Raw genomic sequence first — 16535 nt, forward strand, 5'->3', positions numbered from 1 at the left:
GGCCGGCCGCATGAAAGGACACAGCTCCATGCCTCGACAGCAGATCAGCACCCACCTCGCGCCCAGCCCGGCGGGTCCCTATTCCCAGGCCATCGCCGCCAACGGCTTCCTCTACACGGCCGGCCAGACGCCGCACGACGCGGCCACCGGCGACACCGTTGGCACCACCATTGAAGAGCAGACGGCGCAGACGATGAAGAACCTGGCCGCCGTCCTCGACGCGCACGGCCTGGACTTTTCCCATGTGCTCAAGGCCACCGTCCATCTGCACCACCCGGGCCGGGACTTCGCCGGGTTCAACGCAATCTACGCGGAGTTCATGGAAGCGCCCTACCCGGCGCGAACCACCGTGGGATCGTTCCTGGGAGACTTCCTGGTCGAGATCGACGTCGTCGCGGCCATACCTTAGCCACCCAGGAACTCCGTACGGCATTCGAAGGACCCGACGACCACTTCGGCGAACGGGTCGTTCGAGCCTACCTGGGCGCCTGGGAGGGTGCGGACGATGTGTCGGAGCCCCTTATGGCAATGCTGCGCGGTGCGATCGTCAACGAAAGCGCGGCCGAGCAGCTGCGCAGCTTCATCCAGTCCCGGGTCCTGGAGGGAACCCGCGCACGCGCAGATAAGGATGCCGCGCTGCGCGCAGGCCTCGCCTCATCCATGCTCGTAGGCGTCGTCACAAGCCGGCAGATTATCGGCGTACCCGCACTCCTCACCGCAGGAACCGACCAATTGGTCACAGTCCTGGCCCCAGCCATCCAGCAAATCCTGGTTCCGCAACCGTCTGCAGACGCGAAACTCCTGTCTGTCGAAGGGGGCGGACGCGAGCCTGCACCAATCCCCTCGCGTGAAGTGATCGCGGGATTCGTTCGCTAACGTCGGCGCAGTCAGCGGCCGCATGCGATTCCGATTGTTGGGCCGGAGGCGTACCCGGCGTAAGCCGGTCCTCAATCGCGCAGTGGAGATCCGGCGACTTCGAAACCCTGGCTGCTCATCAATCCCGACAGCAGCGGCATGGCCTCGGCAATGCTGCTCCGCACTGCGTCAAGTTCCAGGGAGGCTCGGTGTGCGTTCTCGGATATCCACAGCTCGGCGACGTACACCGTGTCGGGTTGGTCGTCGTTGGTCCCCACTTCGTAGAGGAGACACCCTAGGTCCGTAAGGCCGTCACCTCTCCGGGTGAGCAGTTCTATGAGCTCATCGCGGCCGCCCGGCTTGGTGCCGAGAGCCGTCCAACGTGCGTGTGTCATGAGTTCATTCTCGCCGGAGGCGGCTGATACTGCACGCTCCGTGCCTTTCGCGGTGCCCGTTCCTGGACTATGCCTGAGGCCGTGTCTCGGCGTCCGGGCCGCAGGGGCAAGCGGCCCGGTCGTCGCCGAAGTCGCCGACTACCTGGACCGCCTGGCCAATCCGGATTCGGCGAACCCTATCCATCCAGTGTGAACGGCAGATCAGGAAGCCGCGCCGTCGTCCTCAGGACTTAGCGGTCGCAAGCTTCGACCGGACCCGCACGAGAGGTGCTTTCGGATCCTGCGGCTGGGGGATGGCGGCTAGAGCGAACTGGTCGATGACACCGGGCCGGAAGACGAGGCACTCCGTCGAGCCACCGAACTGGAAGTACCCCAGCTCGTCGCCCTTGTCCACGTGGTGGCCCGGGACGATCTCCGGATTGATGACGCAGGAGGAGACTTCAATCATGCCCACGGGGATAAACGCCATCAGACCGATGACGGGGTCGTCGGCCTGGATGAGGATGATCGCCCGGGCAGCGACATGGGCCAGATATGACTGCGAGAACCTCGAGTCGACGGCGTCTGCCCCTTCGGATTCCGCTTCGGAGAAGTACGTGCCGTCTTTGAGGTAGGCCCGCACGATCGTTCCGGCGACGGGGGCGTGCCAGCGGTGATAGTTCAACGCGCTCAAGAACGCCTGATACACCGTTCCGCCGACGAACTGGTCCACCGACTCGTCCCGGGCGAGGAGGTCATCGAGTGAGTAGGGCTGGTTCTTGACCCAGAACCGGCTCCGGCGTTGTACGTCGGAGCTGATCTTGTAGGGGGTCGACTCACAGGCGCTGACAATGACCTTGTCGTCTTCGGGTGCAGCCACGGGTCGGGAAGTCGAGGTGAGCCGGCGGGCGAAGAAATCGTTCCACGACGTGAAGCCCCAGTGCTCGGCGAGGGCATCGTGCTGGTAGTCGTCCATCCCGACGACCTCCCGCGCCTTCTCCGACATCCACCCGGACGGCGAGTCGTTTAACACATACAGCGAGTCCTCGCTGGTCAGGAACACGCACCAGGCGTCCAGAATCCTGCGGAACATGGCGACGATCCGCGGATCGCGGTGGGCCGCGAACCCGGCCTCGGTTCCCATGGTCCAATCGAGGATCGCCGTCAACGGCGTGGTGACCATGCCGCCTTCGCTGAACTCCGGGGCCGTCGTCAGGACCTCGTTGATCAGCCGGAGCATCTGGTCAACGCTCGTGAGGTGCCGTTTGCGGTAGGGCTTCGACTTCGGAACCTGCTCGATCATCTCCGTCATGTAAAGACGGACAACCGGATCGCTGGCAATGAGTTCCTGGAACTCCACGATCACGGGGTGCAGAGGAACATCTTCACCCCGTGCCTCCACCCGTTCCCGGTGGCCGGCAATCCAGTCCTCAAGGTCGTCCTGTTGCTCGGGCAGCCAGCCGCCCGGTCGCCGGACACGGTCGGATGAAGAGTTAATGGTCATAATGCCGAGCCTACCCGCCTCCTGACCGGTACCGGCGACATATGCTCGTCCGCACGGGGCCGGAGGTGGACTTTCTGCTCGTGTATCCGTTTTCGGTGCGACCTCGTGCGGGCGGTCACGTGCGCGCGGTTAGCAGCGCAGGCGACTACCACTGTCTAAGAGGGGCGCGAGGGCCCGAATCGGGCCGGGCGTAGGGTGGAAGGTAGACGAAAGGAACACTTCATGAAGAAAATCCTCATGGTACTGACCAGCGTTTCCGAGATCGGCGATACCGGAGAGAAGACCGGCTACAACGTGGCCGAGGCTGCACATCCCTGGAAGGTCTTCAAGGATTCCGGGCATTTCGTCGACTTTGCGTCCATCCAGGGCGGCCAGCCTCCGCGCGATGAGGTGGACTCAAAAGATCCCATCCAGGTTGCCTTCACCGAGGACGAGGCCACTCGCGCCGGTCTCTACAACACGGCCCGCGTCGACGTCGTTGATCCCGACCAGTACGACGCCGTCTTCCTCGTGGGCGGCCACGGCACCATGTGGGACTTCCCGGACAGCGAAGGGCTGCAGAATCTCGTGGCCAGCGTCTACAACGCCGGCGGCTTGGTGGGCGCGGTCTGCCACGGACCGGCCGGCCTGCTGAACGTGGAATTGGAAAACGGCCTTCGCCTGGTCGAGGGCCGGAAGGTGGCCGCCTTCACCAACGAGGAGGAGGTCGCCGCAGGGAAGGACAAGGTCATCCCGTTCTTCTTGGCAGACCGGCTTGAGGAACAGGGCGCCACCCACGTCTTCGCTGGCGTCTTTGAGGAGAAGGTCGTGGTTGACGACCGGCTGGTGACCGGCCAGAACCCGGCCTCAGCCGCCGGCGTGGCCAAGGAGATGGAGAAGCTCTTCGCAGAGGTTATCCATCAGGAAAAAGCCGAGGAACAGCACGAGACGGAGGCTCTGCGCGCCGAAAAGGACGCCGAGAAGAACGCCAGGAAGGCTGCCGCAGAAGCGGAGCACTAACACCAACAGTGCACTGAAGCTGGCGACCGCCCCGATGACGGGGTGGCCGCCAGCTGGCGTACGCGCGCCGGCAACGACACCGGCCGTCCCTAACCGACATCGCCCGGTGGGGCCAGTCCCAGCTGTCCTTCCGGGGCCGGAAATACTTGGCACAACGAATTTGCGGAGCCAGCTGACACCAAGCCAGGGGCAAGTCTTGCCGGCGCAGGAGCGATGTGCTCACCACCCGGCCGTGCCCGGGCCCCCTTTGAACGGACCAACGATCTGCGTGGTGATCCAACCGCCATAGAAGTCACCATCCTGGAATTTCACCTGCTCGCCGTTGACCTCGCAAGAGTCCATGCGGTCCGGGTAAAGGGCCACTCGGGTCCTGAGCGCCTCGAAACCCCGGGTGGGTTCCGGGTACGTCCACCCGGCACGGGGAACGACGACTCCGCCGGCAACGACGTCGAAGTAGTGCGCTTCTCCCTTGAACTCGCAGAAGCTGGTGCCTTCGACCGGGACGAGTACACCGGCAGGGAATGAGTCCAATGGCAAGTAATAGACAGGCGGATGACTGGTCTCCAGGACGCGCACTGCATCGGTGGTGTCGGCAATCACCTGCCCGCCAACTCGCACGATGACCCGTTCGGCTCGCGGCTCGACCCGTGGCGGCCGCGGGTAGTCCCACACCGATTCTTGACCGGCTTTGGGTTTGATGGGTTGGGGACGCCGGACGAAGCCGGAAAAACCGTGAGCAGGAGTCATGTCCCCATGCTTCCATCTTCCGCTGGGATGCCACCGTGAACGCCGGGGGATGTCCCGGCTGGCGCATATGGCCTGGACGAACGGGATGGGCCGTAGTCACGTTATCGTTGGTCCATCACATCTGCTCAGGAGGACGCATGCAGTACGTTGTTGACTTCGAGAACGTTTCTACGGTCGGCCTGGAGTCGTCTCCAGTGGCCGGGTCGCTGGCTGGGCTACGCGCCAACGAGGGGCGCTACTACCGCAACAAATACGACCACGTCTTCACCGTTAGCCGTGCCAGCGAGGTTCCCGAGGTGGTCGGCCGGGTGAGCCGCATCCTGAGGGACGAGCGCGACATAGTCATCGCCTCCCGCGCGCTCGAAGCAACCGCCTTCGAAGTTGACGGTTTGCGGATGGACTACGTGTTCTACGAGTCGGGGCTGTCGATCAACGTCATGTACAGCATCGAGGACGGCGGGAAGCGCGCGGTCGGATTCAAACTCGCCGAAGGCATGGAGATTCCAGACGAACTGGCATCACGTTTCAAGTTCGCCCGCCAGAAATCAAAGCTGGCAGGCGTTATCCGAGGCTCCTACTTCGTGATCAAGGGTGAGTACTGACCAGCTGACGTTCCGCGCCCGATGCCGTCCCGGGTGTGGTTTTCGCCGTCAGGCTGACGGAATGCATAGTCCGCACACTTGCCGTCCCGACTGTGTGGTCGTGATCAATCCGGGCATGGCACCGCTGCTGGACCGATCATCCTGAGCCCCCGGCCTCAAGGGCCAGCTTGCCTTTCTGCCCTCGAAGCGGGCACAGCTAAGCGATTATCAGTCCGCTTATTGTTACGATCCGGGACTGTTTTTTGTGGCGTTCGCCAACTCGACAGGGAATCGGTCGTAGGTTGGAACCCACGACGGCGATCGGGTGGGTGTCGCCGGCCACGAGAGGACCAGCTCATGTCAGATCCTGAACGCGTTTCTTCACTGCTCTTGAGCCGGCGGGGAGCGCTCGCCCTGGGGCTGGGAACATTGGGGGCAGGGGCCCTCGCCGGGTGCGGCGGCACACCGTCCCTGCCGGCGCCCGCCGGCTCCGGTACGTCCAGCGGGGCGGCCGGCGGCTCGGTCATCGACGTGGCCGCCTTCGACGCCGTCGTGGCCAAGGGTGCGGTGGCCGCGGACTCCGTGGTGCAGGCGAGCGCCTGGGCGAAGGCCATCAAGGCCAAAGGCCAGCTGGTGCGCGGCGGCACCGACACGTCGACGCTCTTCTCGCTGCGGGATCCGGCCACCGGCAAGGTGGCCGGCTTCGACGCCGGTCTGTCACAGCTGCTGGCTAAATACATCATCGGCGAGCCCAAGGAGAACCTCTCGCAGGTAACCGTGGACACGCGTGAGACGCTGCTGCAGAACAACTCGGTGGACGTCATCTTTGCCACCTACTCCATCACAGCCAAGCGCGCCGAGAAAGTGGATTTCGGCGGCCCCTACTACGAGTCAAAGTCGGCCATCCTGGTCAAGGCGGACAACACCTCCATCAAGTCCGTGGCCGATCTCGCAGGCAAAACGGTCGCAACCCAAAGCGCGTCCACAGGCGTGACCCTCCTTAAGGAGGTTGCCCCGCAGGCCGACGTCCAGACCTTTGACGACAACCCCAAGTGCCTCGCCGCGGTCCAGCAGGGCCGAGTGGAGGCTTACGTGATCGACCAGTCCATCCTGTTGTCCAATGCTGCCAAGAACAAGGACGTGAAAATCGTCGGCGAGACGTTCGGCAACAGCGACAAGTACGGCATAGGGCTTCACAAGGGCACGGACGCACTGGCGTTCGTCAACGCGTGGCTGAAAATCGTGGAGTCCGATGGCTCCTGGGATGCGCTGTGGAAAGCCACGGTTGGCCAGGTCCTCAAGACCGACCCGCCGAAGCCGCCTGCCATCGGCGCTTAGGGCCGCGCCTGTGGACCAGTTGTTCACCACCTACCTTGATGATCTGCTGGCCGGACTCTGGATGACAGTGCGCCTGACGGCCGTCGCTTTCCTCGGCTCGCTCGTGGTCGGTACCGCAATCGCCGCGTGCCGGGTCAGTCCCATTCTGCCCCTGCGCGCGCTGGGGCGGCTGTACGTGGAGCTCTTCGTCAACATTCCGCTGATCAGTCTCTTGGTGGTGGTGACCTTCGGCCTCCCGGACATCGGTATCACCTTCGACCTGTTCAGCTGCGCGGCCATCTCCATGATCCTGCTGGGTGGCGCGTTCACCTGTGAGGCCATCCGGACGGGCGTCAACGCGGTGTCGGTGGGCCAAGTTGAGGCCGCCCGCTCCATTGGCCTGGATTTCTTCGGAGTGCTCCGGTACGTGCTGTTTCCCCAAGCCTTCCGCAGCGTGGTCCAGCCCGTGGTCAACGTATTCATCGGCATCCTGCTCAGCTCTTCCCTGGCTGGCGTCATAGGCGTGAAGGACCTTACCCTCCAGGTTTCGGAGATCAATAACGAAGCGGCGCTTGGGCTGACCACCTACTTGTTGGCCGCCGTCGCCTATGTGATCATTTCCCTGCTGGCCGGCGGCCTGGGAGCCCGGCTGGAACAACGGCTGCGGGTTCAGCGATGAAGGGCTTCCAGCCATGAGCACCCAGGACAGTCTCTTCGACACGGCCGGACCGAGGGCGCGGCGCCGGATCCGCATCCTGACAGTGCTCAGCCTCGTCGGTATCGCCGGGCTCGCGGCGGCAGTGCTGCTGCGCTTTGGCCAGGCGGGGCAGCTTGCCGCCGACCGCTGGGCTGAATTCACGCAAGGGCCCTACCTGCTCTTCCTGCTTGCCGGGCTGGGCAACACCGTGACCGCGGCGGCTGTGTCCGCGGTTTTTGCGCTGCCCCTTGGACTGGTCCTTGCGCTCGGCAGGCTGTCGGAGCGCACGCCACTTCGGCGCCTTTCCACGGGCTGGATTGAATTCTTCCGCTCGGTTCCGCTGCTCCTGGTGGTCTACATCTTTGTCAGTGGGCTTCCCCAATACGGAATCAACCCGGATATTTTTTGGAAGCTGGTTATCCCGATCACGCTGTGCAGTTCGGCGGTCATGGCCGAGATCTTCCGGGCAGGGATCAGGGCCCTTCCCGCCGGCCAGAGCGAGGCCGGGCTGAGCCTGGGCCTGTCGCAAGGGCAGCTCATGCGCAGCATCGTCCTTCCCCAGGCGGTCAGGATTGTGGTGCCGTCCATGGTGGCGCAGTTGGTCGTGCTGCTCAAAGACACCACCCTGGGCTACGCCGTCAGCTACCCGGAACTGATGAAAACCTCCAACAATCTCACGGCCTACACGAACCACCTGATCCAGACGTACCTGATCATCGCGGCGGTCTACGTCGTCACCAACGTCCTGATTTCCCACTTGGCCCGGTACCTTGAGCGTCGACTGTCCGGGCGGGCCGCCCGGTTGGGGCAGGAGTCCCTGGAAGTCGGCATCGGCTAAGGGAAAACGGCCGCCCACCGGCATTGTGCGGGGGGAAGCTCTCCCTGCGCATCAGCGCTCTTCCCCCACAGATTTTCATGAGGGGCTCCTATATCGGGTCCGTTGCCCTCGATCACGCTTTGTTCTATAACAGATATAGCAAAGAGGAAGGCGGGCAGCGATGATCCTCAACGTGGACCTGGGCAGTGAGGTGCCGATCTATCAGCAGCTTCGGGACCAGATCGTGGAGGCGATCGCGGAGGGCGTTTTGACTGAGGGCAGTTCGTTGCCTGCCACCAGGACGCTCGCTGCCGATTTCGGGATCAACTTCCACACCGTGAACAAGGCCTATGACCTCCTGCGTCAGGAGGGACTAATGCGGCTCAACCGCAACACTGGCGCGGTAGTGGCTACGACAGCCGCGGCTCCTTCGTTCCCCGCGGAGTGGACCGCGAGGGCACGAACCCTTCTGGCCGAGGCCGTCGCCAAAGGCTTACCGTCCGACGAGGTGCTTCGGACATGCCGGTCGGTGCTCGATTCATTTAGTGCCACGCAGCGAGAGGACACGCCATGAGCATTGCCATCATCTTGAGTTCTGTGTTGTTAGCGCTCGTGCTCGTACTTGCGCTGGTGCTGCCTTCGATCAACAGTCCGACCGTGCCTTTCGGCGTCCGGGTACCGGCCCGGCATGCCGGGGATCCGGTGGTGGTCCGGCAGGTCCGCAATTATCGGTTGCGGGTACTCATCAGCGGGCTCATCGCCGCCGGGGTCGGTGTTGGCATCTACACTCTGACCGGCGAACCGATGCTCCTGCCGTTGTCGGTGCTGGTGCTAGTTGGCGTCTGGTACGGCTGCTTCTTCCTGGCCAATCAGGAGATCCGGGCCGCGAAGGCCGCCGGGGGCTGGTACACAGGCCTGCACCAAGGCATCACGGTGGACACCGAACTGCGGACCGCCCCTCCGCGGTTCCCCTGGCTCTGGCTGGCGCCGGCGCTGGTCATCACGGCGGCCACGGTGGTGATCGGTGTCGTGAGCTACCCGTCGATGCCCGGAATGCTCGCGGTGCACTATGGCTCGACAGGTGTGCCGAACCGGGTGGTTGCCAAGTCGGTCGGCACGGCTTTCACATTGGTGTTCGTGCAGATCGGCATGACTGCGCTCCTCGGGGGTATGGCGGCGGCCGTCGTCCGCAGCAGACCCGACATTGACCCTGCCCGCCCGGTCGGCTCCGCGCGCTGGTCCCGGCAGTACATGTCACTGGGCGCCAAGGCGCTTCTCGGGCTGGTCGCGATGATCGACTTGGGAATGCTCGGATCATCGCTGTTGATGTGGACCGGAACAGTCACGTCGTGGGCGCCGCTGGTGATCGCGCTGCCGATCCTGGCCGCCGTTGTAGTAACCGTAGTGGTCCTGGCCAGGAACAACCGGGAGCGGGACGAGAGCGACGAAGGCACCGGCCTGACGCACCGGGACGACGATAAGTACTGGCACGGTGGCCTCGTCTACATCAACAGGGAAGACCATGCCCTGCTGGTCCCGCGCCGCTTCGGCCTGGGATGGACCCTGAACCTCGGCAATCCTGGGGCAGCAATGCTTCTGGCCGGCATGATCGCGCTGATCAGCCTGGTCATCACCCTCCGGCTTGGCGGCTGACCCCGACCAGCAGCCGAACTCGGTGGGCGATAGGGCCACCGCTACCAAACGGCGCGTCATCGAAGTCGAGGGCAGCCAACGCATCGTCCCCCACGGTGCGGGGGGCAGCCCGGCGCCGAAATATATTCGTCCGTCGACCATGACCGCACATCCGACTCAGAGCAAGGGCCGGAGCGGGACCAGAACCGCTTCGCTGAACCGCGCGAGCGGGGGCCTGTCCTGCCATTCTTCCAGGGTCAGTATCCGGCAGTTCGCGCTGTCGACGTCGAATATCTTCTGCATGTCGGAGGCGAAATTCTCGTCATGGATTGCGAGATTGATTTCGTAGTTGCCGGTCAGGCTCAGCCTGTCGATGTTGGCGCTGCCCACGGTTGACCAGCTGCCGTCGATCGTTGCCGTCTTGGCGTGGATCATTGCGTTGCGGTAGAGCAGGACGGTGACTCCCGCTTCAAGCAGAGACCGGTAGGAGCCGCGCGAGAGCCAGTCCGAAAGGATGTGGTTCGAATCTTCAGGGAGGATCAGCCGCACATCGACACCCCGCCTGCTGGCACCGAGCAACGCTCTGAGGATCTGCTGGTCCGGTATGAAGTAGGCCATAGTGACGTAAATGTGGTCCCGGGCCCGGTCAATCGCATCCAGGTAGACCCCGCGGATGGGGAAGACAAGATTCGCCGGGATGTTGTTCACGGCCCGGATCCGCGGCTCCCATACATCCGGAGTTGTGTGCGGTATCTCGGGCAGGGACCCTGAAGCGTGGTCGTTCCAAACGTTTACGAACGCCTGGCGAAGATCCCAAACCGACGGACCGGCGAGCCGGAGATGTGTGTCCCGCCACTCCGTCGCATACAGGGAGCCGATGTTATAGCCGCCCACGAAACCGATGTGATCATCGACGATAAGGAGTTTGCGGTGGTCAAGTCCGGTGCTGCGTAGGGTCTTGAGGAGCAATGAGGGACGGATCACGGGGAAGCGGTACACGTGGATGTCCGGGTGGAACCGGAAAAAGGAGCGTGGCACGACGAGATTGGCGAACCCGTCATAGATGACGAAGACCTCGACGCCGCGGCGGGCGGCTTCATCCAGGGCGTTTTTGAACTCCCGTCCGGTGTCGTCGTCCTTCCAGATGAACGTTTCAATAAAGATCCGGTCTTTGGCTTCGCCGATCGCACGGATCATGTCGCGGTAAAGGTCGGCTCCGTAGGTGTACGTCGTGACCTGAGAGTCGGAGACGGCGTTCTCAAAAGTGCCGGGGCGCGGGAACCCCTTGCGCTTGCTGCGACGGCGCTTCTTCACCATGTCCAAAAGTACGAGCCCTGCGATTACCGTGGTCTGAACCGAGGCGAAAGCCAGTATCGATCGGCCCAGGGTCTTCCGGGCAACGGCCGCAACGGGTTCCGGGAGCAATTCGTTCATTTACTCAGCGTAGTGGCCCTCCTGGGTGCTCTGGCGAGGCAAACCCGAGGATCTCAGAACCGCGGATCGCTTCGGTCGGCACCAGAGCGCCGGCCTGCGGCGCAACCCCCAGCCTGCGACGGAACCCATGGGGGACCGAGGCTAAACGTACGTTAGAGACCGCGGCGCCCTACCCATAGGCCATGCAGCAACGGAACCACCGATGCGATCATCAGAACGTTGCCGAGCACCGTGTCGTCCGCTCGGACCACGGAACCTGCGATGAGCAGGGCGCCGAATACGATTGCCGATGCCGATCGCTGTGCGGTGCGGTCAAGCCGTGCCACCTGGCGTTCGAGGCGCGGGTTGGCCACCGATAGTGAACCGTCCTCGATTCGGGTGACAAGCCCGTCGAGTCGTTTCGGCAGCCGCAGGGCGGTCCCGGCGGCGTCGAGCGCCTGTTGTGCCACGTCCTGCACGATGTTGCCGCGCTCGTCGCGCAGCAGCTGGGCCGCATAGGGTTCGACTGAGTCCCAGAGATTGAACCGGGCGTCCAGAGAACTGCACACACCCGACGTCAGTGACATCGCCCGGATGATGAGCAGGAAGTTCTCCGGCATCTGGAACGGCAATGAGCGAACCACGTCGCCGAACTCCACCGCAAAATCACGGAACTCCCGCGGGTCCACCTCCCGAAGCTCGGCGAAGCCCATCCCGCCGAACCGGGCGAAGAGGTGCGTCATAGCCCGCTCGAGCTCGGCCGTGTCGGCCGACGGCACCAGCACACCCACGTCGCTGATCGCGGTCATCAAGCCCTTACCGTCACGCGAGGCGGCCGCGATGAGCAGCTTCCGCAGGCCGCTGCGGGTGCTGGGCGGAACCTCACCCATCATGCCGAAGTCGATAAACGTCAGCTTCCAAGGGCGCTCTGTGGGTGACTCTGTATTCGGAGTGACAAAGATATTGCCCGGGTGCGGATCGGCGTGGAAAAAGCCGTTCATGAACATCTGGTCGAACATGACCGACGCGAAAACCGGGGCAACCTGAGCCGGATCGATGCCGGCCGCGAGAAGCGCCTCTGAGTCCGTGATCTTGATCGCCGTGACATCTTCGAGGGTGAGCACGCGGCGGGTGCTGCGCTCCCATACGACGTCGGGCACGCTCACCCTGTCGTCGTCGGCGAAATCAGCGGCAAAGCGCTCTAAATTCACCGCCTCATGCAGGTAGTCGATCTCCTCGAGACTGGTCTGCGCAAACTCCTCGACCAGGGCTCGCACGTCGGCACGAGCGGACACCAAGCGCACGTGGCTGAGCCAGCCGCCCACTTTGCGCAGTGCCGCCAGGTCGACGTCGACAATGGCGCCGATGCCGGGTCGCTGTACCTTCAGCGCCACACTGCCGAGCCCGGTGTCGGCGGCATCGGTGCGGAGAAGTTGGGCCCGGTGCGCCTGCCCGAGGGAAGCTGCTGCGATCGGCGTCTCCTCGACCGAGGCGAACAGCCGGTCCAGTGGCGCACCCAGCTCCGCCTCGGCAAGGCTGCGGATCGCGGAGAACGACACCGGGGGCACCTCGTCCTGCAGGCCCTCAAGTTCTTTGGTGATCTCGGGCGGGAGCACATCGAGCCTGGACGACAGGAACTGGCCAACCTTGATCATCAGACCGCCAAGGTCCACGGCGAGCACATGGAAGCGCTGCGCAAAGCGCAGCATCCTCTTGGTCCGGGTGCGTTCGGCAATCCTTACCAGTCCGATGCGGGGGAGGAACAGCTCAAACCACCACGTCACCGCGAGATGCCACGCGGCGAAGCGCAGGATGCGTCGGTAACGGGCACGGGTGTTCCCGGCGCCGGGTACCGGATCTGCCCTGTCCCGGCGAACCGACGTCACCCCCTCAGTCCTGGGCGAGGATCGAATACAGCCGACGCCGTGCCTCCTCGAGCACCGCCACGGCCTCCTGTACCTGCTTCGGGGAGCCTGTGCGACCGACCTGGGACGCAGCCTGCGCGAGCTCGACGCCAGCCTTGGGCAGCGCCGTAAACCCTGTGCCTGATGCCGGACCAGTTGACTCCCAGAGCGCTGACGCATCTGCACCCGCTACCTCTTCCCGGCCGGCTTCGGTCAGCGAGTAAATCTTGCGGCCGTTGGATTCCTCGGCACTGATGAACCCCTCATCGGCCAGCAATTGCAGCGTCGGGTAGACCGAGCCGGCACTCGGCTTCCAGCTGCCACGGCTGCGCTCCTCGATCTCACCGATGATCTGGTAGCCGTGCATCGGCCGTTCCGCGAGCAGGGTCAGTATCGCCGACCGTACTTCGCCTCGGCCAGCCCGAGTGCCCGAGCGCTTCTCAAACCGTGAACGCAACTCCTCAACGGCCTGCCACATGCCGTCGATGTTGGGGGCGCCAAATCCGCCAGCCGGGTACGAATTACGCATCATGCTCTCCTCTGCGAGTCGCGAACGATAGTCAACGATACATCCGATTCGCACTAGCCCAACAGGGGTCGACGAGACGGGGGAGCGACGCACGAGGTGTCCGCCGGCGTCCGCGACCGCGAGCAGCTGGTACACCAGCGGGAGTGTCCGCAGCTACCGCACCCGAGCGTTGAAATCGACCTCGAAGTTTCGTCGTCATCGCCCTGACTGCGTGGTGGCCACCTGCCGAAGAGGTTTCGCTTTTCACCGCGCAACCAATGTTGTGGCCGAGCGCAGCTAGCGGCGCTGGGTGCTCTGCCTGGCAACGAGTTCCGGCGTGAACACCACCTGGCTGTGGACGTGTCCGGGCGCGGGCTGAAAGGGTATCGAGGCCCCGGCGTGACCGCCCTGGCGGGTCACATCGGCGCAAAATCTATGCGCTCCGAGGCCAGCACGACGACGGGAGGCTGAAGCGCCCGGTTACACAAGGAAGCGGTCCCGGAAAGCCCGGTCGCGGCCGCTTCCCCACGCCCCTGACGGACATGAACTGGCCAGCCCTCCGGATCGTCCTGGCCATGCGCTTCGCACCGGACATCATGAAGGTCCTCGAGTCAGGCCAAGCCACGCTCAACGCCCCCGGCGTGGAACCCTCGTTTCATCAACAACGCGTGGAGCTGGCGGTTGCCCTCGGGTCGTATCGATTGCCATCGACGACCGGCTTCCGTGCAATCTTGCTTTTCAGGCGGGTGGATGATCCGCGCATCGCGTGCGATAGTGGCTCGATGATCAACCAGCAACAACTCTGGGACGACGAGACCGCGAGACAGTACGACACCCCCGGAGAGGGAGTGTTCTCTCCCGAGGTATTGGTCCCCACGGTAGTGGCCCTGTCAAAGCTCGCGGGCGACGGTCCGGCCGTTGAGTTCGCCGTTGGCACAGGTCGCGTCGCCATCCCTCTCTCAGAGGCGGGGGTCCAGGTCAGCGGCATCGAACTGTCTCACGCGATGATCTCCCGTCTGCGTGAGAAGGTCGGAGAGGACCGCATTCCCGTCGTTCAGGGAGACATGACCGCGGCAGTTGCGGGCGACAACTTCTCTCTTGCATTCCTGGTATTCAATACCATCTCCAACCTCCTGACACAGGAAGAACAGGTCCGGTGTTTCCAGAATGCTGCCCGTCATCTTGCACCCGGTGGGAGCTTCGTCGTCGAGCTTTGGGTGCCACAGCTGCGTTCGCTGCCACCCGGCCATGGCGGGACCGTCGAGGTGAGCCAGCCCGGGTATATCCTGGTCGATACCTATGACGTACTGAACCAGCACGTCATCTCGCACCACGTGCGATTCGGTCCAGAGCTATCGGACGGGCGGGAAGCGCAGATCGGACGGACACCACACCGGTACATCTGGCCCAGCGAGCTCGATCTCATGGCGCGGCTAGCCGGGTTCCAGCTGGAATCCAGGTGGGCGGACTGGAACCGCAGCGAGTTCACCGTGGATTCTCGCAGTCACGTGTCGGTCTACCGTCTCACCGCACGCTGAGGCTTCGCCAGGGGGCCGCGGAGGACGCACAGGCCAATGGCGCGGCGAAAACCGTGCCAGATAATTCTCCGATTCGCACGGGGAATCATTGCGCCAATTGCTCTCCAGCGCCGCAATTGGCAGTCTCGCAGCACATTGGAACGGCAGCGCAACGATGCCATGTCGAAAGGAATCCTGAGTCCGGTGATTGAAACATGCACCGAGGGCCACGTGGGCCTCGATGAACTGGCGCGCGGTTGGGAGCGTATCGGCCTGTCCGATGGCATGACCGTTATCGTTCATTCATCCCTTTCGAGCCTTGGAACCGTGATGGGCGGCGCCAACACCGTCGTGGCCTCGCTGCTCGCGGCAGTCGGGCCCCGCGGCACGGTGGCCATGCCTGCGTTTACACCTCAGGTGGCAGATCCGGCCCCCGGAACCGTGGGCGTGCCAAATGCCGCCGAGCGCGAGCGACGGGATGCGGTGCCCCTGTTTCATCCAGGCTTGCCCTCACAAATGGGTGCGATACCGGAGGCGTTTCGCAAGCTCCGGGGCAGCGTGAGAAGCGCTCACCCTCAAGTGTCCGTAGCCGCCCACGGACGTCACGCCGACCATATTGTGGCACCCCATCCGTTGGAATTCGCCGTTGGCCGAAACTCACCGTTTGGCCGGTTGCGCGACCTCGAAGCGCACATTCTGCTCGTTGGCGTCGGGCACAACCGAAACACATTCCTGCACCACGCCGAGACCTTGTCCTTGGCGCGGCGTTTGAAGATTCGGCGCTTCCCCAAAGCAGTCGATGGTGAACGGATATGGGTCGAAGCGTTCGACGTTGCAGACGACAATGGCCGGTTGTTCCCGGGAATCGGTGATGAATTCGAACGGAAGAGCGGAACCAAAATGTTCACTGTCGGCAATGCAACCTGCCGGCTCATCCCGGCGCAACCGTTCGTTAACTTCGCGACGGACCGGTTGGCCTACCTCCTGAATCACGCACCATCAACCATGTCTGATTGATTCGGGCCTCCGTCTCCGGACGGATGCCACAATCCCGGCCGCCATTCCGGGAAATACCAATGCCGCCGGAATGGCTGGAATCACCGGAGTGATGTTCTCCGGCGATGCGCCGGGCCGTCTTCCTCGTTTGCCTCCTCAGCCCTTGGGTGTTATGCCCGGTCCTGTGGAACGACAGGGGAGGGGCGGTACGGGACCTCATGACGGTGGCGAGGACGGTGGTGGTGGCGGCGACCGGCCCCGGCCCTGCATGAGCCCGGGGTGTTAGTCCTTGGCGCCGGTGATGTTGACCAGCCAGGCCACTCCGAACTTGTCGTTGCACATTCCGAAGGTGTCTCCCCAGGGTGCTTTTTCCAGGGGCATGGTCACGGCGCCGCCGTCGGAGAGCTTCTCCCAGTAGCCGCGGAGCTCGGCGTCGTCTTCTCCGCTGAGGGAGATGCTGAATGTGGTGCCGGGGTTGAATTCCATGCGGGCGGGCGTGTCCGAGGCCATCAGTGTCAGGCCGGCGGGTGATTCCAGTTGTGAATGCATCACCAGATGGTCTTCGGCGGGTTCCTGGCTCGCGTGGAAGTCGGCAAAGGTGTTGGTCACCAGCTCGCCGCCGAAGACGCTCTTGTAAAACTCCATGGCTTCACGGGCGTTGTTGCGGAAGCTCA

At 63.7% G+C, this 16535-nt stretch carries 18 protein-coding genes; 11 read left to right on the forward strand and 7 right to left on the reverse strand.

What is annotated here, in order from left to right:
* Positions 1-28: 28 nt before the first annotated feature.
* A complete protein-coding gene (locus tag AC1DCZ_RS17720; protein ID WP_476975757.1) occupies positions 29-409 on the forward strand; it encodes a RidA family protein in 381 nt (126 codons plus the stop codon).
* Complete coding sequence (locus tag AC1DCZ_RS17725) at positions 355-876, forward strand: TetR/AcrR family transcriptional regulator (protein WP_476975773.1); 522 nt, start codon at positions 355-357, stop codon at positions 874-876. Before AC1DCZ_RS17720 ends, AC1DCZ_RS17725 begins: the two co-directional genes overlap by 55 nt.
* Positions 877-947: 71 nt before the next feature.
* Here AC1DCZ_RS17725 and AC1DCZ_RS17730 read toward each other — a convergent pair whose 3' ends face one another.
* On the reverse strand, positions 948-1250 hold the full coding sequence (locus AC1DCZ_RS17730) for a putative quinol monooxygenase (RefSeq protein ID WP_476975758.1): 303 nt from the start codon (positions 1248-1250) through the stop codon (positions 948-950).
* 223 nt (positions 1251-1473) lie between these two features.
* On the reverse strand, positions 1474-2733 hold the full coding sequence (locus AC1DCZ_RS17735) for a phophatidylserine decarboxylase associated domain-containing protein (protein WP_476975759.1): 1260 nt from the start codon (positions 2731-2733) through the stop codon (positions 1474-1476).
* Positions 2734-2955: 222 nt separating this feature from the next.
* On the opposite strand from AC1DCZ_RS17735, the gene AC1DCZ_RS17740 reads away from it, so the two are divergent.
* Positions 2956-3732, forward strand: coding sequence for a type 1 glutamine amidotransferase domain-containing protein (locus AC1DCZ_RS17740; RefSeq protein ID WP_476975760.1), 777 nt, complete (start codon positions 2956-2958; stop codon positions 3730-3732).
* A 219-nt stretch (positions 3733-3951) separates the two neighbouring features.
* On the opposite strand, the gene AC1DCZ_RS17745 is transcribed toward AC1DCZ_RS17740, so the two are convergent.
* On the reverse strand, positions 3952-4479 hold the full coding sequence (locus AC1DCZ_RS17745) for a DUF427 domain-containing protein (protein ID WP_476975761.1): 528 nt from the start codon (positions 4477-4479) through the stop codon (positions 3952-3954).
* Between the two features lie 137 nt (positions 4480-4616).
* Between AC1DCZ_RS17745 and AC1DCZ_RS17750 the strand changes: the two genes are divergently transcribed.
* The 6 genes from AC1DCZ_RS17750 (at position 4617) to AC1DCZ_RS17775 (ending at position 9544) form a co-directional block, all read left to right on the forward strand.
* The gene (locus AC1DCZ_RS17750; protein WP_476975762.1) at positions 4617-5081 is read left to right on the forward strand and encodes an acyl carrier protein; all 465 of its coding nucleotides are present in this window, start codon (positions 4617-4619) and stop codon (positions 5079-5081) included.
* Positions 5082-5417: 336 nt separating this feature from the next.
* A complete protein-coding gene (locus AC1DCZ_RS17755) occupies positions 5418-6398 on the forward strand; it encodes a glutamate ABC transporter substrate-binding protein (protein ID WP_476975763.1) in 981 nt (326 codons plus the stop codon).
* 10 nt (positions 6399-6408) lie between these two features.
* Positions 6409-7056 carry an amino acid ABC transporter permease gene (locus AC1DCZ_RS17760; RefSeq protein ID WP_476975764.1) on the forward strand — a complete coding sequence of 216 codons (648 nt, stop codon included), beginning with the start codon at positions 6409-6411 and terminating at the stop codon, positions 7054-7056.
* 13 nt (positions 7057-7069) lie between these two features.
* Entirely contained in the window at positions 7070-7912 is an 843-nt protein-coding gene (locus AC1DCZ_RS17765) for an amino acid ABC transporter permease (protein WP_476975765.1), read from the forward strand.
* Positions 7913-8072: 160 nt separating this feature from the next.
* Positions 8073-8465, forward strand: coding sequence for a GntR family transcriptional regulator (locus AC1DCZ_RS17770; protein ID WP_476975766.1), 393 nt, complete (start codon positions 8073-8075; stop codon positions 8463-8465).
* The gene (locus AC1DCZ_RS17775; RefSeq protein WP_476975767.1) at positions 8462-9544 is read left to right on the forward strand and encodes a DUF1648 domain-containing protein; all 1083 of its coding nucleotides are present in this window, start codon (positions 8462-8464) and stop codon (positions 9542-9544) included. Before AC1DCZ_RS17770 ends, AC1DCZ_RS17775 begins: the two co-directional genes overlap by 4 nt.
* Positions 9545-9700: 156 nt before the next feature.
* On the opposite strand, the gene AC1DCZ_RS17780 is transcribed toward AC1DCZ_RS17775, so the two are convergent.
* The 3 genes from AC1DCZ_RS17780 to AC1DCZ_RS17790 all read right to left on the reverse strand — a co-directional run bounded on the left by AC1DCZ_RS17780 (position 9701) and on the right by AC1DCZ_RS17790 (position 13369).
* The gene (locus tag AC1DCZ_RS17780; RefSeq protein WP_476975768.1) at positions 9701-10957 is read right to left on the reverse strand and encodes a phospholipase D-like domain-containing protein; all 1257 of its coding nucleotides are present in this window, start codon (positions 10955-10957) and stop codon (positions 9701-9703) included.
* A 152-nt stretch (positions 10958-11109) separates the two neighbouring features.
* Positions 11110-12822 carry an ABC1 kinase family protein gene (locus AC1DCZ_RS17785; protein WP_476975769.1) on the reverse strand — a complete coding sequence of 571 codons (1713 nt, stop codon included), beginning with the start codon at positions 12820-12822 and terminating at the stop codon, positions 11110-11112.
* A 4-nt stretch (positions 12823-12826) separates the two neighbouring features.
* A complete protein-coding gene (locus AC1DCZ_RS17790; protein WP_476896971.1) occupies positions 12827-13369 on the reverse strand; it encodes a PadR family transcriptional regulator in 543 nt (180 codons plus the stop codon).
* A 761-nt stretch (positions 13370-14130) separates the two neighbouring features.
* On the opposite strand from AC1DCZ_RS17790, the gene AC1DCZ_RS17795 reads away from it, so the two are divergent.
* Both AC1DCZ_RS17795 and AC1DCZ_RS17800 read left to right on the forward strand, forming a co-directional pair.
* Positions 14131-14886: a class I SAM-dependent DNA methyltransferase gene (locus tag AC1DCZ_RS17795; protein ID WP_476975774.1), complete on the forward strand. Its 756-nt coding sequence runs from the start codon at positions 14131-14133 to the stop codon at positions 14884-14886.
* A gap of 135 nt (positions 14887-15021) precedes the next feature.
* Positions 15022-15882: an AAC(3) family N-acetyltransferase gene (locus AC1DCZ_RS17800; protein WP_476975770.1), complete on the forward strand. Its 861-nt coding sequence runs from the start codon at positions 15022-15024 to the stop codon at positions 15880-15882.
* Positions 15883-16143: 261 nt separating this feature from the next.
* Here the strand turns inward: AC1DCZ_RS17800 and AC1DCZ_RS17805 are convergent.
* Positions 16144-16535: VOC family protein (locus tag AC1DCZ_RS17805; RefSeq protein ID WP_476975771.1), on the reverse strand; the 392-nt coding region annotated here is incomplete at its 5' end.

It is taken from the genome of Arthrobacter sp. 10N418, assembly GCF_056394725.1.